Genomic DNA, 12,588 nt, shown 5'->3' with positions numbered 1-12,588 from the left:
AGCCCGAAACTGCCCGCTGGAAACAAGGAGACCCCATGAAACCTGTCCTGCTTGGCGTCGTTCCTGCCGCCGTTGCCCTTGGCGCTGTCGTTGCCTTTCAATGGCCCGCAGAGTCGCAAACGCCACCTCTGGTCACCGACGGCTCGGATGCGCTGGTGGAGATCACCGTGCCTGCGACCCTGAGCGAGCGGGCGCAGACCGGGCGCAACATTTTCCGGACGGCCTGCGCCTCGTGTCACGGTGACAATGCCGTCGGGCGCGACGGGCTTGCGCCGCCGCTGATACATCGCATTTACGAACCCTCGCACCACGGCGACGAATCGTTCCAGATCGCCGCGGCGCAGGGCGTGCGGGCGCATCACTGGCGGTTCGGCAACATGCCCCCGGTGCCCGATCTGACGCGCGGCGATGTGGCGATGGTGATCGCCTATGTTCGCGAAGTGCAGCGCGCGAACGGCATCGAGTGATTTCCTACCCCGGCGCGCTTAGGCCGCCAGACCCTTGCGGCCCATGTCGAGGAATTTTTGGCGACGCCCGGCGATCAACTCGGCCGGGGATTTCTTGACCAAGGCGGTGAGTTGTTCGTCGATGGCTTTGCCAACGGCCGCGATTGCCGCCGCCGCGTCGCGTTGTGCGCCGCCTTTGGGCTCGGTGATGATCTTGTCGATCACGCCCAGTTTCAACAGGTCCTGCGCGGTCAAGCGCATGGCCTCGGCCGCCTCGCGCATTTTCTCGGAGTCCTTCCACAGGATCGAGGCGCAGCCCTCGGGGGTGATCACCGAATAGATCGAATGCTCCAGCATCAGGATGCGGTCGGCGGTCGCCAAAGCCACCGCGCCCCCAGAGCCACCCTCGCCGATGATCATCGACACCAGCGGCACGCCGATGGTCAGGCATTTCTCGGTCGAGCGGGCGATGGCCTCGGCCTGGCCGCGTTCTTCGGCGCCCTTGCCGGGATAGGCGCCGGGGGTATCGACCAGCGTCACCACCGGCAGATGAAAGCGATGCGCCAGATCCATCAGGCGAATCGCCTTGCGGTAGCCTTCGGGGCGGGCCATGCCGAAATTGCGCTCGATCCGGGATTTGGTGTCGGAGCCCTTTTCCTGGCCGATCACCACCACCGGGCGGTCATTGAGCCGCGCCAGCCCGCCCATGATCGCCTGATCATCGGCAAAATTGCGGTCGCCGGCGAGGGGGGTGAAGTCGGTGAACAGGGCGTCGATGTAATCCTGGCAATGGGGCCGGTTCGGGTGCCGCGCAACAAGGCATTTCTGCCACGGTGTCAAGGACTTGTAGAGGTCCGTCAGCATCTGCGCGCTTTTCTTGTCAAGCGCCTCGGCCTCTTTTTCAATGTCCATCGCCGGATTGTTGCGCGCCATGGCGCGCAATTCGGTCGCCTTGCCGTCGATTTCGGCCAGCGGTTTTTCGAATTCCAGATAATTCATCGGCAACACCTCATGGACTTGGCCCTATATGCCCATCCTGCAAGGCCGTTGCAACCGGGGACGCGGGGGGGGACGGCGCTCGGGCCCCATCGAGGGGCCGCTCGCGCCGGCGGTTTTCGGACCGCGGCCGACCGGGCGGGGCGTTGCCCCTCCCGGACCCACCCCAGGATATTTGCGGAACAAAGACCGGTGGGTCAAAAGAGGGTGCCCTGGTCGGGTTCGGGGGCTGCGGGTTTCTTGCGTGGTTTGGGCGGGGTGACGAGGGGTGCCGCATCGAAGCTGTCGTCGTGCAGTTCGATGGTGAAATATGGCGATTTCTGTGCGGCTTTGGCGGTGGTCAGCACGGCATCTTCGGGCGAGCGCAGCACGGCATAGCCGCGTTTGAGGGTTTCCTTGTAGCCCAGCGTCGTGTGGAGGCGGATGACGCCGTCGAGCCGGGTTTTGGCGCGCTCCAGCCGGTTGGCCATGGCGCGGGCGGCGCGGGCGGCGAGGTGTTGCGCGCTCAGGGCCTCGGATTTGCGCCGGAGGCCGGTTTGCAGCGCCGGTGTCAGGCGGTTGGCGATCTGGGACAGGCGGTCGCGGCGCGCGTCGAGTTTGCCGCGCAGGGTGCCGGGTCTGAGGCCGGCGGCGGCGCGGTTCAGCTCCAGCGTCTTGCGGTCGGCCATGGCGCGCAGCGAGCCGGCGAAACGGTCGGATGTGCGGTCAAGCTGTTGCGCCGGGGTTGCCAGAAGCGTGTCAGGCCGGGGCAGGGCGCGGGCGAGGTCGCGCAGCCGTTGGGTGCGTTGTTGTACGCCGCTGGTTCCGGCGCGGTGCAGGCGCGCGCCAAGGCTGGCGGTCTGTGCCAACAGGTCGGCGCGCACCGGCACCGCCAATTCCGCCGCCGCCGTCGGCGTTGGCGCGCGCAGGTCTGACGCGTAGTCGATCAGCGTGGTGTCGGTTTCATGGCCCACCGCGGAGATCAGCGGGATGTCACTGGCGGCGGCGGCGCGCACCACGGCTTCGTCGTTGAAGCCCCACAGATCCTCGATCGAGCCGCCGCCGCGGGCGACGATCAGCACATCGGGGCGCGGCACCGGGCCGCCGGGTTGCAGCGCGTTGAAGCCCTCGATGGCGCGGACCACGTCGGCCGGGCAACGCTCGCCTTGCACGGCGACCGGCCAGACGATCACCCGGCGCGGGAAGCGATCCGCCAGGCGGTGCAGGATGTCGCGAATCACCGCCCCCGAGGGCGAGGTGATCACGCCAATCACCTGCGGCAGAAAGGGAATCGCGCGTTTGCGCCCCGCATCGAACAACCCCTCGGCGGCCAGTTTCTTGCGGCGTGCGTCCAGCATCGCCATCAGCGCGCCCGCCCCTGCCGGTTCGATGTTTTCCACCTGCAACTGGTATTTCGACTGCGGCGCGAAGGTGGTCAGGCGCCCGGTGGCGATGACCTCCATGCCTTCCTCGGGCTTGATGGCCATGCGCGCCACCTGACCCTTCCAGCTGACCGAGGCAATCACCGCGCGGTCGTCCTTGAGGTCGAAATACATATGCCCGGTGCGCGCGATCATCACGCGTCCGACCTCGCCACGCACGCGGACCCGGCCAAACTCGCCCTCGAGCGTGCGTTTGACCGCGCCTGACAGCTCGGACACGGTGAAGTCATGGGCGTTGTCGCCGGAATTTTCGCCCGCGCCGCCGGGGTCGTCGTCAATCAGATCCATGGTGCTCGCTTGTATCACTTTCGCGCAGACCTTAGAACGCTCGCCAACAGCGGCCAAGGGGTGAGTGTATGAACATTTTGGTTCTCGGAGGGGGCGGGCGTGAACATGCGCTGGCTTGGGCGATCAAGCAGAACCCGAAATGCGACCGGTTGATTGTGGCGCCGGGCAATGCGGGGATCGCGGACATCGCCGAATGTGCGAGTTTGAACGCCGAGGACGGGGCTGAGGTCGTGGGATTTTGCGAGGAAAACGCGGTAGATTTCGTGGTGATCGGGCCGGAGGCACCCTTGGCGGCCGGTGTGGCGGATACGCTGCGCGCGGCGGGGATCTTGTGCTTTGGGCCGTCGGCGGCGGCATCACGGCTGGAAAGCTCGAAAACCTTCACCAAGCAGATTTGCGACGCGGCCAAGGCCCCCACGGCGGGCTGGGCGCGGTTTACCGATGCGGAAGCGGCCAAAGCGTATCTGCACCAAAAAGGCGCACCGATTGTCGTCAAGGCGGACGGTCTGGCGGCGGGCAAGGGCGTGATCGTCGCGATGGCGCTGTCCGAGGCGCTCGATGCGGTGGACGACATGTTCGGCGGCAGTTTTGGCGCAGCAGGGGCCGAGGTGGTGATCGAGGATTTCATGACCGGCGAGGAGGCGAGTTACTTCGTGCTGGTCGATGGCGAGACCTGTTTGCCGATTGGCTCGGCGCAGGATCACAAGCGGGTGGGTGAGGGCGACACCGGCCCCAACACCGGCGGCATGGGGGCGTATTCGCCTGCGCCGGTGCTGACCGAGGCCATCGCGCAACAGGCCATGGATGAGATCATCCGGCCCTGCATGGCCGAGATGGTGCGGCGCGGGACGCCGTATCAAGGCGTGCTGTACGCGGGGTTGATGATCGAGGACGGGCGCGCGAAGCTGGTCGAATACAACGCGCGGTTTGGCGACCCGGAGTGTCAGGTCTTGATGATGCGGCTGGGCGCGCAGGCGATGGATCTGATGCTGGCTTGTGCGCAGGGGCGGCTGGAGGGCGCGCGGGTCAATTGGGCCGATGACCATGCCCTGACCGTGGTGATGGCCGCCAAGGGATATCCGGGTGATTATGTGAAAGGCACGGAAATCAAGGGCCTGGACGGTATGCCCGAGGACAGTTTCAACATGGTGTTCCATGCAGGCACCAAGCGCGAGGCTGGGGCGGTGGTTGCGCATGGCGGGCGTGTGCTGGGGGTCACGGCGCGCGGCGAAACGCTGGCCGAGGCGCAAGCGCGGGCCTATGCGATGGTCGATCAGATCGACTGGCCGGGCGGGTTCTGTCGCCGCGATATCGGCTGGCGGGCGCTGTAAGCGATGGAATGGACGGGCGAGGGCGTTCTGCTGACCGCGCGTCCCCATGGCGAAAGTGCTGCAATCATCGAGGTCTTGTCGCCCGAGCATGGGCTGCACAAAGGCGTGGTGCGGGGTGGTGCCGGGCGGCGCATGGCCCCGATCCTGCAACCCGGCGCGCAACTGCATCTGGTGTGGCGCGCGCGATTGGATGAGCATCTGGGCGCGTTTACGGTGGAACCCATCCGGGGGCGTGCGGCGGCGATCATGGTTGATGCCGAACGGCTGGCGGCGCTGAATGCCATCGCGGCGCTGACGGTCTTTGCCCTGCCCGAGCGCGACCCGCACCCCCGGTTCTATGCCGCAACGATCCACCTGCTCGACCTGCTGGCCGCAGGGGAACCATGGTTCGGCGCCTATCTGGCCTGGGAGCGGTTGTTGCTGGAGGAGACCGGCTATGGGCTGGATCTGACTTGCTGTGCGGTGACGGGGGCGGTTGACGGGTTGGCCTATGTCTCGCCGCGCACCGGGCGCGCGGTGACCGCGAAAGGGGCGGGGGCGTTCGCTGACCGATTGCTGCCCTTGCCGCCGTTGTTGCTGGATGAAACGACACCCGAAACCCGCGCGGCCATGGCGCAGGGTCTACGCACAACCGGGCATTTCCTGCACGCGGTTCTGGCCCCGGCCTTGGGCGCCCGACCCTTGCCTGAGGCGCGGGCGCGGCTGGTCGGGCGTTTTTGAGTATTTAAGGCAAGATGAAATCACAAGGACTCACTTAACAGGTGCAATTCCGACATGCAGGGGGTCGGTTGCAGGATAGACAGGGGCGCGCCACTGCGGATCACTGGAGGGTGGAGGCTCCATGTTTGAACGTTCCATCCCCGAGTGGCTGCGCCACCCTCCATCGGCGGCTGCGCGCAAGCCGGGTGCGAAGGCCTTTGCCACACTGTCGGGCGTCGAGGCCATGATCCGCGGGATGTTGCTGTCGGTGTTTCCGCTGGCCATGTACCGGGCCTTGGGGGACGCGGGGACTGTCTCATGGGTCTATTTCGGCATCGGGCTCATTTCCTTGTACGTGGGACTGTTGCTGCCATGGATCAACCGCTTTGTGCCGCGCCGCTGGCTGTATTCCCTGGGGGCGCTGCTGTATTTCGTCGGTTGCGGGTTTGGCATGTTGGGCGGGATGTATATCGTTCCGGCGCTGATGTGTTGCACCTTGGCGACGGTTACCTGCTTCATCTGCCTCAACGCCTATGTGCTGGATTATGTGTCGAAACATGACCTTGGCCGCACCGAGACACTGCGCATGTTCTATAGCGCCCTGTCGTGGACCGCAGGGCCGGTTACCGGTGTCGCGCTGCTGAATATCTGGGCACCTGCGCCATTTCTGGTCGGCGCGGTCGGGGCGCTGGTGCAGCTGGCGGTGTTCTGGTGGCTGCGGCTGGGGAATGGCAAGATCATCCAGAAGGCGCGCGGCACGGCGCCCAACCCGCTGGCCTTCATCAGCCGGTTTTTCGCGCAACCGCGGCTGATCGCCGGCTGGCTGTTCGCGGTCCTGCGCAGTTGTGGCTGGTGGGGGTATATCGTCTATCTGCCGATCTATGCCATCGAATCCGGCCTGCCGCCCGCCTTGGGCGGCGCGCTTGTGTCGTTGACCAACGGGTTCTTGTTCACAACACCGCTCATGTTGCGCTGGGTGCAGAGGCATTCTGTGCGTACAGCCGTGCGCACCGGGTTCCTGGTCGCCACGATCGGGTTTCTTCTGGCGGCGGTTTCGCCGGTGCCCTACCTCACCGTGGGGTTGCTGTTCGTGGCGTCGGCGTTTCTGGTGCTGCTGGATATCTCGGCGGGACTGCCCTTTTTGATGGCCGTCAAACCGTCGGAACGCACGGAAATGGCCGCCGTCTATTCCAGCTTTCGCGATGTGTCGGGCATCATGACGCCGGGCCTCGGGGCGCTGATCCTGATGGTCGCGCCGATCCAGGGGATTTTCGCCGCCGTGGGGTTCGGCCTTCTGGGCATGTATGTGCTGGCCGGGCGCTTGCATCCCCGGCTGGGCAAGGCGCGCACCCGGTTGGCCTAGTGGCTGCCCATCTCGGTCAGGGCGGCCGCACAGGCCAAAACGCTGTCTTTGGGCGGGATGAATGACATGCACAGCCGGGCTTGCGCCTTGGCGTGCGAGGCCCGGAAATGACGCCCAAGCAGCGGCCCGGCGGCGCGGATATCAGCGTCAAACAGCCCCATCACCCGGATCAGCCAATGCGGGGCCACCGTGGTTGCAATGCGCCGGTCCGGGTATGCCGCCTTCAAGGCAAGGCCGATCTCCTGAAAGGTGAGCGTGCCGGCGTTGGCGATGAACCGCTCGCCCGCCGTGCTGGGGTCCTCGACCGCCGCGATATGCATCCGCGCCACGTCGCGGACATCGACAACGCCCAACCCGGTGTCGATGTTCATCGGATCCTTGCCCGACATCAGCCGCTGCACCAACCCGGCCGAGGCGCCGAAATGGCGATCCAGCGGCGGCCCCATGACCATCGACGGGTTGATCACCGTCAGCGCCAGACCTGCCTGCTGCGCGATCTCCCAGGCGAGGCGTTCGGCGATGGTTTTCGACTGCGTATAGGCCGAAACGCCCCGCGCGCCCGGATCGGTCCAGTCGGCCTCCGTGGCGTCGCGGCTGGTGGGAACCTGCTCCCAAACAGCGGCGCAAGACGAGGTCAGGACCACACGCCTGACACCCACATGCGCCGCTGCACTCAGGGCCCGCCTGGTGCCCTCACGCGCCGGAATGATCAGGTCATCCGCCGTCCTGGGCGCGCCAATCGGAAACGGCGAGGCGGTGTGCAGTAGCGCATCATGCCCGCGCATCACCTCGGGCCAACCGGCATCCTGCGTCAGGTCCAACGGCACAAAAGCCAGGTTTTCAAGGTTCCGGAAATTGGTCAGATGCGGGACGAGGGCCTCGCGGATTTCATCGACCCGCCCCAAGGACCGCAGCGAGCCGGTCACGAAATGCCCGGCGTTCAAGGCCTGCAACACGATATGCTTGGCGATAAAACCCGAGGCTCCGGTGATGAACAACTTCATGCGCGCGCTTTTCCTTGGCGGTTTTCACCAACCTGCACAGGCTCCAGAATGCGGGTCAAGGGGGCAAACGGGGCCCCCTCTTTGTTCCAGAAATATCCTGGGGTGAATTCGGCGCAGCCGAAGAGGGGCAAGGCCCCTTCCTGTTTACCCCAGCAAACGCCGCGCGATCACCTGCGCCTGAATCTCGCCCGCGCCCTCGAAGATGTTCAGGATCCGCGCGTCGCACAGGATGCGGCTGATCTGATATTCCAGCGCAAAGCCGTTGCCGCCGTGGATCTGCAGCGCGTTATCCGCCGCCGCCCAGGCCACCCGCGCGCCCAAGAGCTTTGCCATGCCCGCCTCGACGTCGCAGCGTTTGTCATGGTCCTTCTGCCAGGCGCTGAAATAGGTCAGCTGCCGGGCGACCATGATTTCCACCGCCATCATCGCCAGCTTGTCGGCCACCCGCGGGAAGGCGATCAAGGGCTTGCCGAATTGCTTGCGGTCCTCGGCGTATTGCATGCCGACTTCCAGCGCGTTCTGCGCCACGCCGATGGCGCGGGCCGCGGTCTGGATGCGCGCACTCTCGAAGGTCTGCATGAGTTGCTTGAAGCCCTGACCGGTTTCGCCGCCCAAGAGGTTCTCGCCCTTGACCTTGAACCCGTCAAAGCCCAGCTCGTATTCCTTCATGCCCCGGTAGCCCAGAACCTCGATCTCGCCGCCGGTCATGCCGGGGGTCGGGAAGGGGTCGGCGTCGGTGCCCGGGGTTTTCTCGGCCAGAAACATGCTCAGGCCCCGGTAATCCGTGGTCTCGGGGTCGGTGCGCGCCAGCAGGGTCATGACATGGGTGCGCGCGGCGTGGGTGATCCAGGTCTTGTTGCCGGTGACCACCCAATCCTCGCCGTCCTTGACCGCGCGGGTGCGCAAGCTGCCAAGGTCTGACCCGGTGTTCGGCTCGGTGAACACCGCCGTTGGCAAGGTCTCGCCCGAGGCCAGTTTCGGCAACCATTGTTCCTTTTGCGCCTGCGTGCCGCCACACAGGATCAACTCGGCGGCGATTTCCGAGCGCGTGCCCAGCGATCCGACGCCGATATAGCCGCGGCTGAGTTCTTCCGACACCACCACCATCGAGGCTTTCGACAGGCCCAACCCGCCGAATTCTTCGGGGATTGTCAGGCCGAACACGCCCATTTCAGACAGTTCCTCGATGATCTCCATCGGGATCAACTGGTCTTTCAGATGCCAGTCATGGGCAAACGGCGCGACCCGTTCGTCGGCAAAGCGGCGGAACTGGTCGCGGATCATTTCCAGCTCGTCATCCAATCCGGTGCTGCCAAAGGTCGCCCGACCATGGTTTTCGCGCATCAACTCGACCAGACGCGCGCGCGCAGCGGGGCTGTTGCCCTGCTGGGTCAGCGCCATGATTGCAGGCGTCGTCAGCGGTTTTTGATCGTCTTGCGACAGGCCGATATCTTGCAACCGCAGGATCTCGCCCTGCGTCATCGGGATACCACCCCAGATTTGCCACAGATATTCCCCGACGCCGATTTGCAGCAACAGTTGGTCCATCTCGGTCAGGCTGCCAGCCTCGGCAAGACGCGCGGCCCAGGTTTGCATCTGGCGAATGGCCTCGACATAGGTAGCCAGCCACGCAAGGCCATGCGCGGCGCGCTGATGCTCGTCCAGCAATCCGGCGCTGATCTTGCCCTGTTCCGAAACCGTTGCCCGCACGCGGTCGGTTGCGGTCGCCAGAAGCGTTTCCAAGGGCGCGATGACACCGGCGACCTGGGCGAGCAGATCGTCCATCAACGGGGAGGGGCGCTGCAGATCCTGTCCATCATGGGGCATGGGTGACTCCTTTAAAATGCTGGGGATGCAAATAAACCCTTCGCAGGTGCAGCGCAACAATAATTCAACAATGAGGCGCGATTTGCAGGAATATGTCGCAGATATTTTGCTCGTGCAGCAATGCCGCGTGCATTGTATCACCCGGATGAACCCCATCGCATCAGGAGCACGGCATGGAGATTTTCTTGGGCGGTTTGCCGCTGTGGTCCTTTGCGCTGGCGTTTGGCGTGACCTTGTTGGCCGGCATCGTCAAAGGGGCGATCGGCTTTGCCTTGCCGCTGATCATGATCGCCGTGTTGCCGTCCTTCATGCCCGCACAAACCGCACTGGCGGCGTTGATCCTGCCGGTTGTGGTGGCGAATGCGCATCAATCGGTGCGATTCGGCTTCCGTGCGGCCTGGGTCTCGGCCAAGGCCTTCTGGCGCATCATCGTGCTGACCTTGGTTGGCATCACGATCTCGGCGCCCTTCGCGGTGGTTTTGCCGCAATACATCATGTTCCTGTTGCTGGGTTCGGCCGTACTGATGTTCAGCATGCTGCAAATCAGCGGCTGGACGCCCGACATCCCGGCCAACCGGCGCAACCCGCTGCAATATGCCATCGGGCTGATCGGCGGGCTGTATGGCGGGATTTCGGGCGTTTGGGGGCCGCCGGTGATTGTCTATCTGCTCGCGGCAAAGACGCCAAAGCGCGAAATGGTCTGCATCATGAGCGTGATTTTCACGGTTGGCGGCGTCATGTTGCTGCTCATGCATCTGCGCACGGGGCTGCTGAACGCGCAGACCTTGCCGCTGTCCATCGCCATGCTGGTGCCGTCAACGCTGGGGCTGTTTCTGGGATATGTGGTGCAGGACAAGCTGGATGCCGAGAAATTCCGCCGCTATGCGCTGATCATGCTGATGATCAGTGCGGTCAACCTGCTGCGGCGCGGCTTCTTTGGCTGAGCGACAGCAGCGATCCGCCCTGACACAAGCCCACCAGCGCCGGCAATTCCGAGGCCGGGCGCACGGTGAAGCCGACGCGGAACACGGGCGCGCCGTCGCGGGTGGCGGCAAAGCTCCAGTCGCCGGGCTGGAGCTCCTCGGGCACGTCGAATTGGAAAAACACCGTCCCCACATTGCCACCCGTCAGCGTGCTGCCCCAGCGTTGCACCGTCACCATGCCGGGCGGCATCGGCGGATGGGTGACGGTATAGTCCAGCGCCGCGTCCTCGGCGTCGGCCAAGGTAAACCGCACGCCAAAGCCAAGGCCGATCATCGCCGGCACCACCTGCCCCTCGGCGACCATCGCGACCGGGTTGACGGGTTCGTAGACAAAGCCCGCGATGGTCTCGGGTGCGGCGCGTTGATTGCGCTCCTCGGCGGCGCAGAACAGGCCGGGGACCAGCGTTTCGACCTGTGGCGATTGCGCAATCGCGGTGTCCGCCTGCGCCGCCGTCAGCGACGCGCCGCATAGCACAAACCCCGCCACAAGGACGGGGTTTGGTCTGTGTGAAACGTGGGGCATGATCCGCTCAACCAATCGCGGCGGCTTTCACGTCGTCGTCGATATGCGGCAGATATTGCGCAAAGTTATTCGAGAACATCTGCACCAGCTTTTGCGCCTGTGCGTCATACTCCTCGTTCACGCTCCAGGTGCGGCGCGGGTCCAGCAGGACGTCGGCCACGCCCTCGCAGGAGACCGGAACATCAAAGCCGAAATTGGGGTCCTTGCGGAATTCGCCTTCGTTCAGCGTGCCGTTCAACGCCGCCGTCAGCAAGGCGCGGGTTGCGTGGATCGGCATCCGCGACCCCGTGCCATAGGCCCCGCCGGTCCAGCCGGTGTTCACCAGCCAGCAGGTCGCGCCATGCTCGGCGATCTTGGCTTGCAACAGCTTGCCGTAAACCTCGGGGCGACGCGGCATGAAGGGCGCGCCAAAGCAGGTCGAGAAGGTTGGCTCGGGCTCGGTCACGCCGCGCTCGGTGCCCGCAACCTTGGAGGTGAAGCCCGACAGGAAGTGATACATCGCCTGCGCCGAGGTCAGCCGCGCGATCGGCGGCAGCACGCCGTAGGCATCACAGGTCAGCATGATGATATGCTTGGGGTGTCCACCCAGCGAGGTTTCCGACGCGTTCGAGATCGCCTCGAGCGGATAGGCGACGCGGGTGTTGTCGGTCAGCGAGTTGTCCTCGAAGTCCAGTTCCAGCGTCTCGGGGTCGAACACCATGTTCTCGACCACAGAGCCAAAGCGCGAGGTCGTGGCGTAGATTTCCGGCTCGGCCTTGGGGTCCAGCTTGATGGTCTTGGCGTAGCAGCCGCCCTCGAAGTTGAACACGCCGGTGTCCGACCAGCCATGCTCGTCGTCGCCGATCAGGGTGCGGCGGGTCGCCGACAGCGTGGTCTTGCCGGTGCCGGACAGGCCAAAGAAAACCGCCGAATCATCCGGGTCGTCAATCGCGTGGTTGGCCGAGCAGTGCATCGCCATCACGCCCTTGCCGGGCAGGATGTAGTTGAGCAGCGAGAACACCGATTTCTTGTTTTCACCGGCATAGGCGGTGTTGCCGATCAGGATCATCTTGCGCTCAAAGTTCAGCGCGATCACCGTTTCAGAGCGGCAGCCGTGACGCTTGGGGTCTGCCTTGAAGCTGGGGCAGTTGATGATCGTCCAGTCCGGCACGAAGCTGTCCAGCTCCTCGCGCGACGGGCGCCGCAGCAAATGCCGGATGAACAGCCCGTGCCACGCCAGTTCGGTGACCATGCGCACATCCAGACGGTGCTCTGCATCGGCCCCGCCAAAGAGGTCCTGCACGAAATAATCGCGGCCCTTCATATGGGCGGTCATGTCCTCATACAGCCGATCGAACGCCTCGGGCGTCATCGCGGCGTTGTTTTCCCACCAGATGCTGTCCTCGACAGCGGGGGAACGCACGACAAATTTGTCTTTGGGTGACCGGCCCGTATACTGGCCGGTGCTCACCAAAAAGGCGCCACCTTGTCCCAGAGTCCCTTCGCCGCGACTGATCGCGGATTGAACCAACGCGGGCTCGATAAGGTTATAGGACACAGATCCCAGCCCCGTGATACCCTGATCTTCCAAACGATGTTTGGGATTGACGCGTCCTGCAGTCATTTGCTCGCTCCTTAGCCTTGCTGCCTGGCTTTGAGTAGATTTGCCCAATTGCCCTTTGCCACGCAGCATGCGGTCTGTACACCCGACATCTGGGCTATATCATG

General features: G+C 64.6%; 11 protein-coding genes. 5 read left to right on the top strand and 6 right to left on the bottom strand.

Annotated features, from left to right (window positions below; translation table 11 throughout):
- The first annotated feature begins 35 nt into the window (after window positions 1-35).
- The gene (locus VDQ28_RS03550; protein ID WP_323034623.1) at window positions 36-467 is read left to right on the top strand and encodes a cytochrome c; all 432 of its coding nucleotides are present in this window, start codon (window positions 36-38) and stop codon (window positions 465-467) included.
- Window positions 468-485: 18 nt separating this feature from the next.
- On the opposite strand, the gene VDQ28_RS03545 is transcribed toward VDQ28_RS03550, so the two are convergent.
- Together VDQ28_RS03545 and xseA are read right to left on the bottom strand one after the other, a co-directional pair.
- Window positions 486-1,445, bottom strand: a complete 960-nt coding sequence (locus VDQ28_RS03545; RefSeq protein ID WP_323034622.1) for an acetyl-CoA carboxylase carboxyltransferase subunit alpha — start codon at window positions 1,443-1,445, stop codon at window positions 486-488.
- Window positions 1,446-1,639: 194 nt separating this feature from the next.
- Window positions 1,640-3,151: an exodeoxyribonuclease VII large subunit gene (xseA, locus tag VDQ28_RS03540; RefSeq protein ID WP_323034621.1), complete on the bottom strand. Its 1,512-nt coding sequence runs from the start codon at window positions 3,149-3,151 to the stop codon at window positions 1,640-1,642.
- 68 nt (window positions 3,152-3,219) lie between these two features.
- Here xseA and purD point away from each other — a divergent pair, with 68 nt between their 5' ends.
- The 3 genes from purD (at window position 3,220) to VDQ28_RS03525 (ending at window position 6,544) form a co-directional block, all read left to right on the top strand.
- The gene (gene purD, locus VDQ28_RS03535; protein WP_323034620.1) at window positions 3,220-4,482 is read left to right on the top strand and encodes a phosphoribosylamine--glycine ligase; all 1,263 of its coding nucleotides are present in this window, start codon (window positions 3,220-3,222) and stop codon (window positions 4,480-4,482) included.
- Window positions 4,483-4,485: 3 nt separating this feature from the next.
- On the top strand, window positions 4,486-5,202 hold the full coding sequence (recO, locus tag VDQ28_RS03530) for a DNA repair protein RecO (protein ID WP_323034619.1): 717 nt from the start codon (window positions 4,486-4,488) through the stop codon (window positions 5,200-5,202).
- Between the two features lie 121 nt (window positions 5,203-5,323).
- The gene (locus VDQ28_RS03525; protein WP_323034618.1) at window positions 5,324-6,544 is read left to right on the top strand and encodes an MFS transporter; all 1,221 of its coding nucleotides are present in this window, start codon (window positions 5,324-5,326) and stop codon (window positions 6,542-6,544) included.
- Here the strand turns inward: VDQ28_RS03525 and VDQ28_RS03520 are convergent.
- Window positions 6,541-7,548, bottom strand: coding sequence for an NAD-dependent epimerase/dehydratase family protein (locus tag VDQ28_RS03520; RefSeq protein ID WP_323034617.1), 1,008 nt, complete (start codon window positions 7,546-7,548; stop codon window positions 6,541-6,543). The two genes, VDQ28_RS03525 and VDQ28_RS03520, sit on opposite strands and share 4 nt — an antisense overlap.
- Before the next feature lie 144 nt (window positions 7,549-7,692).
- Window positions 7,693-9,375 carry an acyl-CoA dehydrogenase family protein gene (locus tag VDQ28_RS03515; protein WP_323034616.1) on the bottom strand — a complete coding sequence of 561 codons (1,683 nt, stop codon included), beginning with the start codon at window positions 9,373-9,375 and terminating at the stop codon, window positions 7,693-7,695.
- A 173-nt stretch (window positions 9,376-9,548) separates the two neighbouring features.
- Here VDQ28_RS03515 and VDQ28_RS03510 point away from each other — a divergent pair, with 173 nt between their 5' ends.
- The gene (locus VDQ28_RS03510; RefSeq protein WP_323034615.1) at window positions 9,549-10,319 is read left to right on the top strand and encodes a sulfite exporter TauE/SafE family protein; all 771 of its coding nucleotides are present in this window, start codon (window positions 9,549-9,551) and stop codon (window positions 10,317-10,319) included.
- Here the strand turns inward: VDQ28_RS03510 and VDQ28_RS03505 are convergent.
- Window positions 10,288-10,881, bottom strand: coding sequence for a DUF3859 domain-containing protein (locus VDQ28_RS03505; protein WP_323034614.1), 594 nt, complete (start codon window positions 10,879-10,881; stop codon window positions 10,288-10,290). The genes VDQ28_RS03510 and VDQ28_RS03505 overlap by 32 nt on opposite strands.
- 7 nt (window positions 10,882-10,888) lie before the next feature.
- The gene (locus VDQ28_RS03500; protein ID WP_323034613.1) at window positions 10,889-12,484 is read right to left on the bottom strand and encodes a phosphoenolpyruvate carboxykinase; all 1,596 of its coding nucleotides are present in this window, start codon (window positions 12,482-12,484) and stop codon (window positions 10,889-10,891) included.
- Window positions 12,485-12,588 lie beyond the last annotated feature (104 nt).

The sequence above is a fragment of the Pararhodobacter sp. genome, from assembly GCF_034676545.1.
Classification (GTDB): Bacteria; Pseudomonadota; Alphaproteobacteria; order Rhodobacterales; family Rhodobacteraceae; genus Pararhodobacter.
Note: the sequence above shows the minus strand (reverse complement) of the source record. Positions and strands in the feature narration are given on the sequence as shown.